The organism is Cereibacter sp. Soil_C_27, from assembly GCF_057657095.1.
In genome coordinates, this window is the sequence record NZ_JBDGJD010000003.1 from 483,102 (window position 1) to 499,532 (window position 16,431).

Annotated in this window: 15 protein-coding genes; 3 read left to right on the plus strand and 12 right to left on the minus strand. The window is 65.8% G+C overall.

The annotated features are described in order from the left end of the window. The first annotated feature begins 66 nt into the window (after positions 1–66). Positions 67–870: an IclR family transcriptional regulator gene (locus AC3A5Z_RS14255; RefSeq protein WP_248632999.1), complete on the plus strand. Its 804-nt coding sequence runs from the start codon at positions 67–69 to the stop codon at positions 868–870. Here AC3A5Z_RS14255 and AC3A5Z_RS14260 read toward each other — a convergent pair. From AC3A5Z_RS14260 to AC3A5Z_RS14300, 9 genes are all read right to left on the minus strand, one after another. Next, positions 861–1,361 (minus strand): RidA family protein, encoded by a 501-nt coding sequence (locus AC3A5Z_RS14260; protein WP_136790988.1) that lies wholly within the window; start codon positions 1,359–1,361, stop codon positions 861–863. The genes AC3A5Z_RS14255 and AC3A5Z_RS14260 overlap by 10 nt on opposite strands. Beyond that, positions 1,330–2,313 (minus strand): ABC transporter ATP-binding protein, encoded by a 984-nt coding sequence (locus AC3A5Z_RS14265; protein WP_487520012.1) that lies wholly within the window; start codon positions 2,311–2,313, stop codon positions 1,330–1,332. The genes AC3A5Z_RS14260 and AC3A5Z_RS14265 overlap by 32 nt, the downstream gene beginning before the upstream one ends. Continuing rightward, positions 2,310–3,320 carry an ABC transporter ATP-binding protein gene (locus AC3A5Z_RS14270; RefSeq protein ID WP_487520013.1) on the minus strand — a complete coding sequence of 337 codons (1,011 nt, stop codon included), beginning with the start codon at positions 3,318–3,320 and terminating at the stop codon, positions 2,310–2,312. The genes AC3A5Z_RS14265 and AC3A5Z_RS14270 overlap by 4 nt, the downstream gene beginning before the upstream one ends. A gap of 2 nt (positions 3,321–3,322) precedes the next feature. Next, a complete protein-coding gene (locus AC3A5Z_RS14275; protein WP_487520014.1) occupies positions 3,323–4,447 on the minus strand; it encodes an amidohydrolase/deacetylase family metallohydrolase in 1,125 nt (374 codons plus the stop codon). Between the two features lies 1 nt (position 4,448). Continuing rightward, on the minus strand, positions 4,449–5,303 hold the full coding sequence (locus tag AC3A5Z_RS14280; RefSeq protein ID WP_136790991.1) for an ABC transporter permease: 855 nt from the start codon (positions 5,301–5,303) through the stop codon (positions 4,449–4,451). Further along, positions 5,303–6,244, minus strand: coding sequence for an ABC transporter permease (locus tag AC3A5Z_RS14285; protein ID WP_487520015.1), 942 nt, complete (start codon positions 6,242–6,244; stop codon positions 5,303–5,305). Before AC3A5Z_RS14285 ends, AC3A5Z_RS14280 begins: the two co-directional genes overlap by 1 nt. 81 nt (positions 6,245–6,325) lie before the next feature. Next, a complete protein-coding gene (locus AC3A5Z_RS14290) occupies positions 6,326–7,834 on the minus strand; it encodes an ABC transporter substrate-binding protein (RefSeq protein WP_487520016.1) in 1,509 nt (502 codons plus the stop codon). A 491-nt stretch (positions 7,835–8,325) separates the two neighbouring features. After that, positions 8,326–9,444, minus strand: a complete 1,119-nt coding sequence (gene metK / locus AC3A5Z_RS14295; RefSeq protein ID WP_487520017.1) for a methionine adenosyltransferase — start codon at positions 9,442–9,444, stop codon at positions 8,326–8,328. Between the two features lie 18 nt (positions 9,445–9,462). Beyond that, positions 9,463–10,302: an HTD2 family dehydratase gene (locus tag AC3A5Z_RS14300; protein ID WP_487520018.1), complete on the minus strand. Its 840-nt coding sequence runs from the start codon at positions 10,300–10,302 to the stop codon at positions 9,463–9,465. 117 nt (positions 10,303–10,419) lie between these two features. Here AC3A5Z_RS14300 and AC3A5Z_RS14305 point away from each other — a divergent pair, with 117 nt between their 5' ends. Beyond that, on the plus strand, positions 10,420–10,641 hold the full coding sequence (locus tag AC3A5Z_RS14305) for a biotin/lipoyl-binding carrier protein (protein WP_487520019.1): 222 nt from the start codon (positions 10,420–10,422) through the stop codon (positions 10,639–10,641). A gap of 4 nt (positions 10,642–10,645) precedes the next feature. Continuing rightward, positions 10,646–12,034, plus strand: a complete 1,389-nt coding sequence (locus AC3A5Z_RS14310; RefSeq protein ID WP_487520020.1) for an acetyl-CoA carboxylase biotin carboxylase subunit — start codon at positions 10,646–10,648, stop codon at positions 12,032–12,034. Between the two features lie 161 nt (positions 12,035–12,195). On the opposite strand, the gene AC3A5Z_RS14315 is transcribed toward AC3A5Z_RS14310, so the two are convergent. The 3 genes from AC3A5Z_RS14315 to AC3A5Z_RS14325 form a co-directional block, all read right to left on the minus strand. Further along, positions 12,196–12,906, minus strand: a complete 711-nt coding sequence (locus AC3A5Z_RS14315; RefSeq protein WP_487520113.1) for an alpha/beta fold hydrolase — start codon at positions 12,904–12,906, stop codon at positions 12,196–12,198. A 76-nt stretch (positions 12,907–12,982) separates the two neighbouring features. Continuing rightward, the gene (gene acnA, locus AC3A5Z_RS14320; protein WP_487520021.1) at positions 12,983–15,571 is read right to left on the minus strand and encodes an aconitate hydratase AcnA; all 2,589 of its coding nucleotides are present in this window, start codon (positions 15,569–15,571) and stop codon (positions 12,983–12,985) included. Between the two features lie 4 nt (positions 15,572–15,575). Continuing rightward, positions 15,576–16,430 carry an HpcH/HpaI aldolase/citrate lyase family protein gene (locus tag AC3A5Z_RS14325; protein WP_487520022.1) on the minus strand — a complete coding sequence of 285 codons (855 nt, stop codon included), beginning with the start codon at positions 16,428–16,430 and terminating at the stop codon, positions 15,576–15,578. Position 16,431: the final 1 nt, after the last annotated feature.

The window sequence follows — 16,431 nt, forward strand, 5'->3', positions numbered from 1 at the left end:
CTATCTTTCTGTCCTTGCAGGTTGTTCCATAATTACGTAAGCGCGGGCGAAGCAATGGAAGATGCCATGAGCAACGACATGACCCTCCCCGACCCCGAACCCGCCGTTCAACCGCGCAGCCGCACCAGCGGCATCGACCGGTCGCTGCAGATCCTCGACATCCTCACCGAGCGGCATCAGCCGATGACGGCCTACGATCTCGCCAAGGTCACGGGCGCGCCGCCCTCGACCGTCTACAAGCTGATCGACGAGCTGATCGAACGGAACATGCTGTCGCGCAGCGCCGACGGGCGGGCCTGGCTCGGGCCGCGGCTGATGCGCTACGGCCTTGCCTATCGCGCGCGGATGAGCGCCTTCGGCGAGGCCGAGCGCGCGATGTTCGCGCTGAACGAGCGGGTCGGCGAGATGGTGCAGATCTGCACCCGCGACGAGGGCATGATGCAGGTGGTCGCCATGGCCGAGGGCACTGGCGCCTTCCGCGTGACCTCCGACGTGGGCACGCGCGTGCCGCTCAACTGGACGGCCTCGGGCCGGCTGCTGATCGGCCATCTGCCCGACGAGGCGCGGGTGGCGGTATTCCGCGCCTGCGCGCGCCCCTCGAACACCGGGCTGGCCGAGACCGACCCCGAGGTTCTGGCCGAGGTGTCGCGGCGCGACTTCCTCGACGGGCTGTCGGTGCAGATCGACACGTCCGAGGATCAGGTCGCCTGCATCGCCGCGCCGGTGCGCGGGCAGGACGGAACCTGCGAGCTGACGCTCTCGGTGGTCATGCCCAAGCACCGGGTGCGCGACAAGTTCGACATGGTGGCGCAGGAGGTGCGGGAGGCCGCACGTTCGGTCGAGCGGGCGCTCGGGCTGCCTCACCGCTGAGCCTCGTCCTCGGCCGCCTCGAAGATCGCCTCGATCTCGACACTGATCCGGTTGGGCAAGGAGCCGACGCCGAAGGACGACCGGGCATGGATGCCCGCCTCGCCGAAGACCTCGGCCAGAAGATCCGAGGCACCGTCGATCACGAAGGGATGCCGCTCGAAATCCGGTCCGGCATTGACGAGGCCGAGCAGCTTGACCACCCCACCCACCCGGTCGAGCGAGCCGAGATGGTCGCGCAGCGCCGCCATGATGTTGATCGCCACCAGCCGCGCATGGTCGCGCGCCTCCTCGGGCGTCACATCCTGGCCGACCTTGCCGCGCATCAGCGTGCCGTCGTCGCGCACCGGCCCCTGCCCGGAGACATAGATCATGTTCCCCGAACAGCGCACGTTGCGGAACGAGCCTATCGGGGTCGGAGCGGTGCCGGGCAAGACGATGCCCAGGGTCGCCAGACGCTTTTCAGGAGAGGGGGGCGACGCCACGGTATCCATGAAGTTCCTCGGTTCTTTTGCAATAGCTTTGGTGATTGGCCCCGACCGGATGGGCGGCGGGCCGTCCATCGGCACAGATCGGTGCCGCATGCGGGCAGCGGGTCCGGAAGACGCAACCCGAGGGCGGCGCCAGCGGGCTGGGGATGTCGCCTTCCAGCAGGGTTCGGTTGCGGTTGGCCCGCGGATCGGGCTGCGGGATCGCGGAGTTGAGCGCCTGCGTGTAGGGATGCGCGGGCGCGCTGCCGATCTCCTTCACCGGGCCGACCTCCATCAGCCGCCCGAGATAGAGCACCGCCACCTGATCGCAGAGGTAGTTCACCACCGACAGGTCATGCGCGATGAACAGCATCGTCAGGTTGCGCTTGGCCCGCAGATCCAGCAGCAGGTTCAGCACCTGCGCCTGGATCGAGACGTCCAGCGCTGACACGCTCTCGTCGGCCACGATGAAATCCGGCTCGACCGCAAGCGCGCGGGCGATGCCGATCCGCTGGCGCTGCCCGCCGGAGAAGGCATGTGGATAGCGGCCCATGTGATCGGGGCTCAGCCCCACCTCCTCCAGCAGGGCCGCCACGCGGTCGCGACGCTCGGCGCGGGTGCCGATGCCGAAGGCGCGCAGCCCCTCGGCGATCAGGTCACCGACCTTCAGCCGCGGGTTCAGCGAGGACATCGGGTCCTGGAAGATGATCTGCATCCGCCGCCGCATGGCACGCATCTCCTCGGCGGAGATCCCGGCGATATCGGTGCCGTCGAAGCGGATCTGGCCGCTCGTCGGCTCGATCAGGCGCAGCAGGCTGCGCCCGAGCGTGGTCTTGCCGGAGCCGCTCTCGCCCACGAGCCCGGTGATCGAGCCGCGCGGGATGTCGAAGCTGACATCCTCCAGCGCATGCACGACGCCCCCGGCAGTGTCGAAGCGCTTGGTCAGGTTGCGGATCTGCAGCAGCGGCTCGGTCATGCTGCCCCCGCCATGTCGAAGATGCAGGCCGACAGATGCCCCGGCGCCTTTTCCTCCAGCGCGACGGGTTCCTGGCAGGCGGGCCGGGCATAGGGGCAGCGCGGCGCGAAGGCGCAGCCGGGCGGCAGCCGGGTCAGCGGCGGCACCGTGCCCGCGATCGGCACCAGCCGGTTGTCCGGGCCCGACCCAGCGCGCGGGATCGAGGAGAGCAGCCCCTGGGTATAGGGATGGCGGGTGTCGTCGAAGAGATCGTTGACCGAAGCCTGCTCCACCACCGCGCCCGCATACATCACCGCCACGTCATCGGCCATTTCGGCCACCACGCCCATGTCATGGGTGATGAACAGGATCGACATGCCGAGATCCTTCTGCAGGCGCCGCATCAGATCGAGGATCTGCGCCTGGATGGTCACGTCGAGCGCGGTCGTCGGCTCGTCCGCGATCAGCAGCGTCGGGTGGCAGATCAGACCCATGGCGATCATCACCCGCTGGCGCATGCCGCCCGAAAGCTGATGCGGATAGGCGTCAAACCGCGCGGCGGCACCGGGGATCTCCACCAGCTCCAGCATCTCGATCACCCGCTTGCGCCGCGCCTCGGCCGAAAGTGTCTCGTGCAGGAACAGCATCTCGCCGATCTGGTCGCCGATGGTGAAGAGCGGGTTCAGCGACGACATCGGCTCCTGGAAGATCATCGAGATGCCGGGGCCGCGCAGCTTGCGGAAGCCCGCCGGGTCGAGGCTGGCGAGATCGGTCACCTCACCGGAGCGGCCGGTGAACGACAGCCGCCCCGACCGGATCCGCCCCGAGGGCGGCAGAAGGCCCATCAGGGCCAGCGACGTCACCGATTTGCCCGACCCGCTCTCGCCCACCAGCGCCAGCGTCCGCCCTCGCGCCAGCGAGAAGCTGACGTCGCGCAGCGCCGTCACGCCGGCGGCGCCGCGACCGAAACCGACGCTCAGCCCCTCGACCGAGAGGATGGTCTCTTCGGGCATGGACATCGCGCCCATGCTCAGGCCCCCGGCGGCAGACGCCGCGCCGCCGGGCGCAGGTCGCTGCCCAGGACGGTCAGGCGCGGCTCTAACATGCGGTCGAGAACCATGTGGTTGCCCTGGCTGTCCTCGACGTCGATCTGCGCCTCCTCCAGATCGAAGGCGGTGAAATCGGCGCGCAGACCCGGCGTCAGCCCATTGGAACCCGAAAGCCCCAGCACCGATCGCGGCGCCTGGGTCACGGCGCGGATGCAGTCGTCGAAGGGCAGGCCCACCGCCAGAAGCTTGGCGAGCGTGGTCGCCATGTCATAGACCGGCTTGGCCATCGAATGCTGGTGCAGGTCGGTCGAGATCGAGAAGGGCCGCAGCCCGTCGGCAATGGAATCCCGCGCCGTCTTGAAGTTGAACGAGGCGCCGCCGTGGCCGATGTCCATCAGGATGCCGCGCTCGGCCAGATCCTTGGCCTGCTGGAACAGCGCGGCGGTGTCGCGGATCGACCCCGCGGGCTTGCCGTTGAAGCAATGGGTGACGATGTCGCCCGGGCTCAGGATGTCGAAGACCTCGTCGATCAGCGGCGGCGGCTCGCCGACATGGACCATCAGCGGCAGGTTGGTCATCTCGGCCACGCGCTTGGCGATCTTGGCCGGGGTGATGCCCCAGCTGCCGACGATCACCCCGGAGGCGCGGACCTTGATGCCGCAGATGACGTCGCGGTTCGCCTCGATCACCGCCAGTGTCCGGTCGATGTCGATCGAGCGCCAATCGATCAGCTCCGGCACCCGGTTGCAGGCGACGAGGCCGATCGAGCCGATGTTGAGGAAGGCGCGGATCGTCTCGCTGGCCGGGTCGATCACATATTCGCGCAGCCCGTGAAAGCTCGCCTCGCCCGCCGAGCCCGCATCGGCCATCGCCGTCACCCCGGTGGGCCGCCCCGCCTCGGAGGCGCGCACCGAGATGTCTGTGCCGCCATACCACACATGGACATGCAGATCGCACCAGCCCGGCGAGAGATACGCCCCCTTCAGATCGACGCTGCGCGCGCCATCGACCGGCGCTGCCGCCACCCGGCCTTCGTCATCGACGAAGATCTCGGACGAGCTCGCGTCGAAGCCTGTGGGGGTGAAGTTGGTGAGCGTCAGAGCCATCTCAGCTTTCCTTGGCGAGTTTGGGATCGAGGGCATCGCGCAATCCGTCGCCGACGATCTGCAGCGAGAGAACCGAGAGGGCGATGGCGATGCCGGGGGACAGGATCATGAAAAAGGCATTGTCGATGAACTGGCGGCCCTCGTTCACCATGATGCCCCAGGTCGGCGTGCGCGGATCGACACCCACGCCCAGAAAGGACAGCCCCGCCTCGGCCAGCATCGCATAGGCGAAGATGAAGGTGGCCTGCACGAGGATCGGAGACATGATGTTGCGCAGCACATGGGTGACCATGATCGTCGGCGTGCGGGTGCCGAGCGCACGTGCCGCCTCTACATAGGGCAGCTCGCGGATCACCAGCGTCGAGGCGCGCACGATCCGGGCGATGCGCGGCGCATAGACCGCCGAGAGCGCGAGGATGACGTTGACCATCGTGCCGCCGAAGATCGCGACCAGCGACAGCGCCAGCAGGATGTCGGGGAAGGCCATCATCGCATCGATCAGCCGCGACAACGGCGTGTCGAGCCTGCGGAAGAAGCCCGCGACCAGCCCGATGGTGATGCCCACGACCGAGGCTAGCAGCGCCACGCCCAGACCGATCCCCAGCGAGGTCTGCCCGGCGACCAGAAGCCGCCCCAGCAGGTCGCGCCCGAAGGCATCGGCGCCCAGCAGATACTCCGCCCCCGGCGGCGTCAGCCGGTTGCGCACCGACATGCCGCCGATCTCGGTGATGCCCAGGAGCGGCAGCAGGAAGCAGGCGGCGACGATGGCGAGGAAGACGACCAGCGCCACCACGGTCGAGGGCCGCTGGAACAGGATCTTGCCGAAGCCGGGCTCGGCCATGGAGGAGGAGGCCATCAGTATTTCACCCTCTTGTCGACGACCAGATAGAGAAGATCGGTGATCAGGTTGACGAACACATAGAGCGCCGCGACCACAATCAGCGTGCCCTGGATCACCGGGTAGTCGCGCCGCAGCACCGCGTTCACCACCAGATTGCCCATGCCGGGCAGGTTGAACACCCGCTCGGTAACGACGGCCCCCGAGACCAGCAGCGCGAAGGTCAGGCCCACGACCGTGATGATCGGGATGCCCGCGTTCTTGAGCGCATGGCGCAGCACGACGCGGCGCTCGCTCATGCCCTTGGCGCGGGCGGTGCGGACGTAATCCTCGCCCAGAATGTCGAGCATCGACGCCCGGGTGAAGCGCAGGATCAGCGCGGAATTGGTGATGCCGAGCGTGACCGAGGGCAGCACCAGATGCCACATGCGGTCGCCGAACCCGGCCCCGGCCCCGCCATAGCCCGAGGCCGGAAACCAGCCCAGATCGGTGGCGAGGTAGCGCTGGAACACCAGCCCGGTGAGAAAGCTCGGCACCGAGGCCGCGAGCATGGCACTGGTGATCGACCCCTGATCGAGCAGCGAGCCGCGCCGGTAGGCCGCCCAGATGCCGATCGGCGTGGCGATGACCAGCGCCACCAGCAGCGAGAACAGCGCGAGGAAGATCGTCGGCTCCGCCCGGCTCGCCAGAACCGAGGTGACCGGCTGGTTGTAGAACAGCGACTGCCCCAGATCGCCGCGCAGCGCATTGCCGAGGAAGCTGAGGTATTGCGCCAGCACCGACCGGTCGAGCCCCAGCCGGACCCGCAGCGCATCGACCTCTTCCGGCGTGGCATCCGGCCCCAGCATCAGCGAGGCCGGATCGCCCGGCGCCAGACGGACCAGGATGAAGGCGATGGTCAGCACCAGAAAGATGACGACGATCATGCCGACGAGACGGCGGAACAGATAGCTGCGCATGGGGCGGCCTCGGGTCAGGGCGGCGGGCGAAGGACGGGGCGGACGGCGGGGCCACGGGGAAGCCCCCCGTGGCCACCGGGCCTATTGCGTGATCGAGGCGTTCCAGAACGCGGGCCAGGCAGAGGCTTCCACCCCCTCGAGCTTGCGCGCCTTGCCCTGCAGCGAGTTGAAGTTGCCGATCTTGATCAGCCCCACATCCTCATAGGTGATCTTCTGCAGCTCGGCATAGATCTCGCGCCGCGCCTCGGGATCGGTCTCGGCGGTGAAGCGGTCGAGGATGGCGTTCTTTTCGGGGTTGTTCCACCCCTCGCGCGCCGTGGCGAAGAAGGACGAGGTCAGCGACGGCTCGGGCAGGAAGGGCGAATGGGTGATGTAGACATCCCAGAGCTCGGGGTTGTCGCGATTCTGGGCGAGCGTCGCCCAATCCACCACATCCATCTGCACCGTGAAGCCCGCCATCTCCAGCGCCATCCGCGCCACCTCGGCCATCTGGTAGTGGAACTCGTATTGGCGCGAGGTCAGGATGCGCAGCGGCTGGCCGTCATAGCCGGCCTCGGTCAGATACTCGCCCGCACGCGCCTGATCGTTGATGTTGTAGAGATCGGTGCCTTCCCCGGTGTTCCAGGTCCAGCCCTCGGGGTAGAGCGCGCCGTCGGTCTGGAAGAACTTCTCATCGCCGAATGCCGCGAAGAGCATGTCGTCGAGCGGCAGCGCCGCCTGCACCGCGCGACGGATGTTGAGATCCGTCATCAGCCCCTGCTTGTGGTTCACCGCGAAGATCGGCCAGCCGAAGGGCTCCAGCAGCAGCGGCTCTGCCACCTCGGAGCTTTCGATCCGGTCATAGGCCTCGGTCGAGAGGCTGTCGGCAAAGGCGAACTGCCCCGAGAGCAGGCCTTCGACGCGGGTGTTGGTGTCGGGCACCGGCACGAAGCGGATCTCGTCGAGGGTCTGCTTGCGCTCCCCCGCCGCCGCACCCGGCTGGGTATAGCCGTCGAAGCGGGTCAGCTGGACGTATTGATCAGGCTCATGCGCAGCGAGCTTGTAGGGCCCGGTGCCGACCGGCGTCTCGATCTGGTCGGCGAGGATCTCCTCCGGATAGACGACCGCCGCCGAGTTCGAGAAGGCGAGCAGCGCCAGAAGCGGCGCATAGGGCGCGTTCAGGGTCATGGTGATTTCGGCGGGCCCGCTGGCCTCGATGCTCTCGATCTTGTCGGCAATGCCCATCCCGCGGCTCGCGACCTTCATCCAGCGCTCGAGCGAGGCCTGCACATCCGCGCTGTCCATCGACGAGCCGTCATGGAAGCTGACACCCTCGCGCAGCGGGATGGTGTAGACGAGCCCATCCTCGCTGATCGCCGGCATGTCCGCAGCCAGCAGCGGCACGACATTTCCGCCCTTGTCGAAGGTATAGAGCGTCTCCATGAAATGCTGGGTAACGATGCTGACCACGTCCTTCGTCGAGACCATCGGATCGAACGTATCCGGATCGCCGATGATGGCGACATCGATGGTTCCCTCGGCAGAGGCGGACCCTGCGACGGAAAGGGCAATCAAGGCCGAACTTAACAAGCATGTGGCACGGACGATCATGGTCAGCTCCCCTGTTATTACATTATAATGGCATGTAGTTCATATCCATGACTACACGGCGCTTACCCCACTGCCGTCAACTACGATCTATAATTGTGGATGGCGCAGCGGGTGGCGGCCCCGCCGTTTGGTTGCAGGTCTGTCTTGTGCTGACAGTTTGGCGGGAAAACGACATCCTGATGCAGAGGGCGTGCATCGGGTGTGCATGAGATGTGCACAGGCCCGCGGTGCCCCCGACGGCAGATTCGTCCGCGGTGTTGGCTCTCCTGTGACACTGCGCGTCGACGGCAGGTGCTTTAATGTCGGGCGATAACCAGTGCCCCATCGGCACCTCAGGTTAATCGGCGCAGACAGCAGCTGGGAGCCCAAAAGACTTTCAATGATGTTTTGGAACGCTTAAGGCTGGGGAGCAGCAGCGCCGCGCCCCAGCCTAATTCTTTAAGCATAACCAACGTCTTGAAACCGAGACCAATCTCGAAGAGATTGAAGGATCAAGCGACCAAGGCCGACTCCCAGGAAAAATCGGCCTGTCCGAAATGACCGAAGGTCGCCGTGGAGCGGAAGCAGGGGCGACTGAGGTTCAAGCGGCTGATGAGGCTACGAGGACGCATCAGATCGGCGAGATCCACACCCGCCTCGCGATAGAGGGCCTCTGGCTCCTCACCGCCGGTCACGGCGAACGAAATCTCCAACGGCTCCGCAACCCCGATCGCATAGGCGACGCGTGCCTCGCAGCCGGACGCCCAGCCCCGCGCCACGACGTCCCGGGCGAGCTGCCGCGCCGCGTAGGCGCCAGACCGATCGACCTTGGTCGGATCCTTTCCGGAGAACGCTCCTCCGCCGTGGCGGGCATAACCGCCATAGGTGTCGACGATGATCTTGCGGCCGGTCAGTCCGGCATCAGACTGTGGGCCTCCGACATGGAAGCTCCCTGCCGGGTTGAGGTGGAACACCGTATTTCCGGTGATCCAGTCTCCCAAGACCGGTATTGCCACCTCTTCCCGCAGGATTTCGCGCAGGTTGTTCAACCCAAGGTCCCGCGCGTGCTGCGACGAGAGCACGACGTGCGTCACCTCGCGGGGACGTCCGTCCTCGTAGCGCACCGTGACCTGCGATTTCGCATCTGGCCCGAGGGCCTGCCCCACGCCCGTCAACCGCAGGTCGCGGTGCCGGCGCATGAGCTGGTGCGACAGCTGGATTGGCAGCGGCATGAGCTCGGGCGTTTCGGTGCAGGCGAAACCGAACATCATGCCCTGATCGCCGGCTCCGGTCTCCGTCTGGCTGACACCCGAACTGATTTCGGGTGATTGCTGGCTGATCTGGCGCAGGATGCGGATACGATCCGGATCGACACCCCACCGTCCGCCGTCATGTCCTATGTCGCGCAGAACATCCCGTGCTACCGCCTCGAAATCCACCTTGGCCAGCGTTGTGATCTCGCCGATCAGGCACAGAAGATCGCCTTTCACCGCCGTCTCCATTGCGACGCGCGAAACAGGATCCTGAGCAAGACAAGCATCGAGGATGGCATCCGAGATCTGGTCGCAGATCTTGTCCGGATGACCGTCCGACACACTCTCCGACGTGAAAAGTCCACTCTTCATCTGCATCAGCCAGCCCCTCCTCGATCAGTCGCCAAGTGCGACAGTGCCCGTCGTCCGCAGGACCCCCGCTTCGTCGCGGATCCAGAGATCGAAACCATCCTGCGTTTGCCGCCCTTCGGCAAAGACGATCTCTCCGGCGAAGACAGGCTGCACGCCGCGGAAGCCGAACCGCCGGATCGGCCGTGTTGCCTTGGATCTGCAGGCTTCAAGCATCAGCGTCGCCAGCAGCTGCCCTTGAACGATGACGCCGGGGTAGCCCTCGACGGCGGTTGCGTAGGGCTGGTCATAGTGGATGCGGTGGGCGTTGAAGGTGACTGCCGAATACCGGAAGAGCATCACCTCGTCGGGCTGATGCCTGACGCTCCATGCTGCATCCTTCGGCGCAGGCTTTCCGGCAGGTGCAGGCGCATCCTTGGGCGGCTGATCTCGGTAGACCAGCGTTTGCGTTTCCTCGAGCAGCGGCCTCCCTTCACTCTCGTAGCGGTTTTCGACCTTGACGAAGACCAGCGCACCGCTGGCGCCAGCCTTCATCGAGATATCGGCGATCTTCGATGTCTTGGTCAAAGCCGCTCCGAGGCGGATCGGTGCATGGAATTCGATATCGCTCGCGGCCCACATCCGCCGCGGCAGATCGACGGGCGGCAGGAAGCCACCCCTCGCCGGATGGCCATCCTCCCCCATCTGCGACTGCCTCGCCGTCGGGCCGAAGTAGAGCCACTGGCTCAGCAAGGGGGCAGCGCTGCCGTCAGCTGTGACTTCTGCCGTGTCCAGCAGTGCCAGAAGCCCCTGCACGGGCCAGGCATCGGCACGATCTTCGCGGGTCTCGGTGTGCCCCAGCCAAGGCATGCAGCTTTCGATGTCCATGTCGTCATCCTCCTCCGTCTCGACTTTTTGTCTTGCATGGCCGTAGTTGTTAATGCAACTACTATTTGAGTTGCCTAGATGGCGACGGCACGAACGTCTGTCTGCGGAGGAGCACTCATGGCCATCATCGACATTAAAACCGAAATCACCGGCAACATCTGGAAGATCGAGGCACAGCCCGGACAGAAGCTGGCCGAGGGCGACACGATCATCATGCTCGAATCGATGAAGATGGAGATCCCGGTTTGCGCGACCGAGGATGGGGTGCTGATCGAAGTGCTTGCGGAGGAAGGCGCGACAGTCACGGAAGGGACCGTCGTCGCGCGGATTGAGGCCTGATCCGATGAAGAAGCTTCTTGTGGCCAACCGTGGCGAAATCGCCCGCCGGGTTTTCCGCTCGGCACGAGAGCTCGGCATCGCGACGGTTGCGGTCTATTCGGAAGCCGACGCCCATGCCGTGCATGTCCTCGAGGCGGATGAGGCCTGGCCCATCGGTCCTGCCCCAGCTCGCGACAGCTACCTCAACGTGGACAAGGTGCTTGAGGCAGCACGCCTTTCGGGCGCCGATGCCGTTCATCCGGGCTACGGCTTCCTGTCGGAGAACGCGGATTTCGCCGAAGCGGTCGAGGCCGCGGGTCTGACATGGGTAGGCCCAACGCCGGATTCGATCCGGACGATGGGCGACAAGCAACGTGCTCGCGCTCTGGCGGAGGCCGCCGGCGTTCCCATCGTCCCCGGCTCCGACCGGATTGCCCCGGATACGACCGAGGGCATCGAGGCGGCGGGTGCGGAGGTCGGATATCCGCTGCTCGTCAAGGCCGCGGCAGGCGGGGGCGGGATCGGAATGCGGCGGGTCGATGATCCTGCCAAGCTGCGCGAGACCGTCATCGCGACGCAGTCGATGGCTGGAAAGGCCTTCGGCAATGGCTCGGTCTTTCTCGAGCGCTTCGTTCCGAAGGCGCGGCATGTGGAAATCCAGGTGTTTGGTTTCGGCGAGGCTGGCGCGGTGCATTTCTACGAGCGGGATTGCTCGCTCCAGCGCCGCTTCCAGAAGGTGATCGAGGAAAGCCCCGCACCTGGCCTTCCCGACTCTGTCCGCAACCGGATGACGGAGGCGGCGGTTCGGCTGTGTCGGCACGTGGCCTATCGTGGCGCCGGAACGGTGGAATTCATCGTGGATGCCGAGAGCTTCGAATTCTTCTTCCTGGAGATGAATACGCGCATTCAGGTCGAGCACCCCGTGACCGAGATGGTGACCGGGCACGATCTCGTCTCTCTCCAGCTCCGGTTCGCAGCGGGGGAGATCGGAAACCTGCCGCAGGATGAGATTAGCACGCGCGGACATGCCATCGAATGTCGTCTCTACGCGGAAAATCCCGAGAAGCGCTTCATGCCTTCGCCGGGCACACTGTCGGTGTTTTCGCTGCCGTCCGCCGTCCCGGGACTGCGCATCGATTGCGGCTATCGCGAGGGCGACACGGTGACGCCCTTCTATGATCCGATGATCGCCAAACTGATCGTGCACGGCGCCACCCGCGACGAGGCGCGTGAGCGGGCGGCACAGGCTTTGCGGCGCGTCAAGGTGGATGGCCTGCGGACCAACCGCACCTTCCTGATCGGCTGTCTCGAGAACGACGGCTTCGCCAGCGGCGACGTCTATACGAGCTTCATCGACGAGAACCTCACCGCCTTGCTGGGAGCGTCCGTCGAAGCTGAGCCTGCGACGCCGTAAACCGTGACCGACCGAGAGACGGCATCGCTTGCGGGAGGCAGGGCACACCTGCCCCCCGCGACGCGCTGAAGACTCTCCGGCATGTCCGGCAGCGAAACGCTGAGCGTGCCTGCCAACCCGGATCGCACCGGGCATTTCCTGTTTCATGGAGTGAAGCTTGGCTAGCTGGCGACGAGCATTGCCCTCAACGCGGCCTCGAAGCGACCTGGCTGCTCAAAAGCGACCCAGTGACCCGCACCCTCTATCACCTCGACCAGGCAAGCGGGATCGCTCCTGCGCAAGAGGCTGATCCTCTGATCGAGGTCATCTTGCAGCACCGCATCCGCGCCACCCCAGATCGCTCCGAGGGAAACCTGCAGCTGCGGCAGCGTCTCGCGCAGGATCGGACGGTTCGACCACGGCCGGCTGTTCAGCCGCGCCCGCGTCGCATTTTCTGCCTGAAGCCGCACCGCTTCTGCCCCGACCTCCCCCGCCAGCATCAGAACCTCGAGGTTGTGACGATGGGCAGCCGCTTGTTGCTGGACAGGGAGATGACGCCATGCCCGCATCGGCAGGCGCAGAGAGGTCGGCAGGCCGAACCCGCTTGCCCCGACCAGAACCAGCCGTCCGACCCGAGGCCCCGCCAAACGCGCGACACGCGCCGCGACGAGACCGCCGAAGGAAAATCCGACCAGCGTAAACGGTTGCATGCCGATCAGCGCCTCTATGCCCGACAGCAGCGCCGAGGCGAGAGGATCGAGATCCGCCGTCAGGGTCAATGGATCGGACTCACCGAAACCCGGCATGTCGGGCAGCAGTAAGCGGTAGTCCGAGCAGAGCCCCATGACATTGCGGCTCCAGTGGGTCCACGAGCCGGAACCGCCGTGCAGCATCACCAGCGGAGACCCGTTGCCCGCGCAGCGCCAGACAGTCACCCCTTCCGCATGGGGAGTGCAACAGCGCGACAGCTCAGTCACGGAGATCGACCGGGCCGGTGAAGCGCCTTCGGATCATCGGCAGCAGACCGCCATCCAGCAGCAATGACACCTCGGCCTCCGAATGTGCATCCAGCCGCAAGGGCACATGCTGCTCTCCGGCCCGCGCCTCCAGCCGGCCCCGGGGAGACAGGCCTTCGTCCGGGACGTGGATCGACAGCGGTCGACTATCCTGCAACCCGAGATCGAAGCGCGTTGCGCCTTCGATGAAGACCAGCGGCAGCACGCCCATGCCGATCAGGTTGGAGCGATGGATGCGCTCGAAGCTGCCTGCGAGCACCGCGACGACTCCCAGCGTCCTCAGCCCCTTGGCCGCCCAGTCGCGGGACGACCCGGCACCATAATTGTGCCCCGCGAGGACCACCAGCCCCCTGCCGAGTTGTGCCTGCTGTTGTGCAACCTCCCAGACGCTGCCGCTGAAGTCATCGATGCGGGCGAGGTTTCCGCGTTCTCCGTCGAAGAACTCGTTTTCCAGCAGCGGATTGTCGAACATCCCGCGAGCACAGATGTCAGGGTTGCCTCGTCGAAGGCCGTAGTTGCCAAGCCTGTTCGGTGGTGTGCCGCGCTCTGTGAGCCATCGGCCCGCCGGGCTGTCCGCGCGGATCGCTGCGTTGGGGGAGATGTGGTCTGTGGTGATGCCGTCCTTCAACGAGAGCAGGGGACGCAGGTCCACCAGATCGCTCGCCTGCCCATAGGCAGGTGACATCGCGGCAAAATCGGAGGGCTGGATGAACAGGCTGTCCCGATCCCAAGGGAACCGATCTCCGCTGGGCGACGGCAAGGCTTCCCAATCTTCGGTCGTCTCCATTCCCGCCGCGTAGGACGCCTTGAACAACTCCGCGGTGACGTGGCACGCCACAAGATCGGCGACCTCTGCCGGGTCCGGCCAGATGTCACGAAGATAAACCGGGATGCCGGCGCTATCCGTTGCGAGCGGTTCGGTGGCCAGATCGACAGAAATGTTTCCTGCCAGCGCGGCGGCGATGACGAGCGGCGGCGACGCCAGATAGGCCGCCTTGATCGACGGATGTATCCGCCCCTCGAAGTTGCGATTGCCGGACAGCACGGCAACCGTCGCCAGACCTTCCTCTTCAATGCGGGCGGCAAGTTCGAGCAGCAGTGGCCCAGAGTTGCCGTTGCAGGTGGTGCACCCGTAGCCGACCGTATGAAATCCAAGAGCTTCGAGGTGCGGGGTCAGCCCCGCGGCGTCCAGATAGTCGGTAACCACCCGAGACCCCGGCGCAAGCGACGTCTTGACCCAGGGCGCAGGTTCGAGCCCACGCTGCGCCGCGTTGCGAGCCAGAAGGCCTGCCGTCATCATCAGGACGGGGTTGGCGGTATTCGTGCAGCTGGTGATCGCCGCGATGGCCACTGCACCATGATCCGCTTGTCCCGCGATGCCCAACCGCGCCAACCGGTCCTGAAACGAGCGGGGAACATCCTTCAAGGCGACGCGCTGTTCGGGGCGCTCGGGCCCCGCCATGGAGGGAGCGACCTCCGACAGGTCGAAGAGGTGACGCTCCGCAAACTCCGGCTGGTCATCATGCCACAGGCCTTGGGCCTTTGCATAAGCTCTGGTGAGCCGAAGGTGGCCCTCCTCCCTGCCGGTCATGCGCAAGTAGGACAGGGTGGCCTCATCGATCGGGAAATAGGTGCATGTCGCGCCGTATTCCGGTGACATGTTCGCGATGGTCGCACGATCTGCGAGGGAGAGCGCAGAGATGCCATCTCCGTAGAACTCGACGAAGGCGCCGACAACGCCCAGCCGCCGAAGCATCTCGGTGATGTGCAACACAAGGTCCGTCGCCGTCGCGCCTTGGCGCATGGCCCCGGTAAGCTGAATGCCCACAACCCGGGGCGGGCTGAACTCCAGCGGCAGCCCCAGCATCGCGGCTTCCGCCTCGATCCCGCCGACACCCCAACCGAGGATCCCCAGCGCATTGACCATGGTGGTATGGCTGTCGGTGCCGATCATCGTGTCCGGTCGCGCGCACCCATCCTGCACCCGCACAACGTGGCTCAGCCATTCGAGATTGACCTGATGCATGATTCCGCGGCCCGGCGGGATGACCCGGAAGTTGCCGAAGGCGCTCTGGCACCACTTGATGAAGGCGAACCGCTCCCGATTGCGTTCCATCTCGACTTGGCGGTTCAGCACGAGCGCCGCAGCGCTGGCGCAGTGCTGAACCGCAAGAGAATGATCCACCACGAAATCGACCGGGATGACCGGATCGAGACGACGTGGATCCCCCCCTTCGCCGGCGATGGTGTCGCGGATCGAGGCCAGATCGGTCATCAGCGCAACGCCGAGAAAATCCTGCAGCAGCGCACGTCCCGGCGCGAAACTGATCTGACGCTCACCAGCTTCGCCTCGCAAGGCGTCCAGTTCGCGGCGGGCCTCCTCCCGCGGCAGACGCCAGAGAATATCTTCGGCGAGGACCTTCAGGGAACGCGGCAGGGCGCGCAACGGTCCGACGTCCTCCTCGGCTGCCGCAAGGCTGAGGTAGTTCAGATCGGTCTCCGGCAAAGTCCGGAGGAACTGCGGGTTCGCGCAGGGCACCATGCAATCATCCTCCATCCACGACGGCAAGTAGGCGGCGCGCCATCTCGGAGTGGAGCCGCTCGACCATGCGTCCCTCCAGCCGCACCACACCGGAGCCTTGATGTTCTGGCTGCTCGAAGAGATCGGCGATGCGGCGCGACCAGGCGACCTCCTCGGGAGTGGGAGAGAACCGGCGGTTGCAGGGCTGGATCTGCCGTGGATGGATCAGGGTCTTGCCGTCGAACCCCATCTCGCGCCCCTGCTGGCACTCCGCCTCGAAGCCGTCGGCATCTTCGAGGTCATTGAAGACGCCGTCGAGAATATCGAGCCCTGCGCTTCGCGCTGCGGCGAGGCACATTGCGAGCCACGGCTGGAACGCGGCTCGCCCGGGCAGAAGACTGGCGCGTGTCTCCTTGGCCAGGTCGTTGGTCCCCATGACCATTGCCGTCAGACCCGGCACCTCTGAACGGGCCGCAGCAATATCGGCTGCAGTCAACATGGCCGCCGGTGTCTCCATCATGACCCAGAGCCCCATCTCCGAGTTATTCCCTAACGCCTCCCGTGCGGCGAGGACATCAGCGCGCGACGATACCTTCGGGACAAGCACCGCGTCAGCACCGGAGGAGGAGACGGCAGCAAGATCCTCGGCGCCCCAAGGGGTATCGAGGCCGTTCACCCGGACCACCACCTCGCGCCGGCCGAAGCCGCCCTTGGCAATGGCCTCCAGCACCTTCGTCCGGGCGTCCGCCTTGCTGTCCGGCGCAACCGAGTCCTCCAGATCGAGGATGAGCACGTCGGCGGCAAGTTCGCGTGCCTTCTCGAGAGCACGCGGATTGGAGGCGGGCATGTAAAGCGCGCTGCGGCGGGGTCGGAAGGTCATG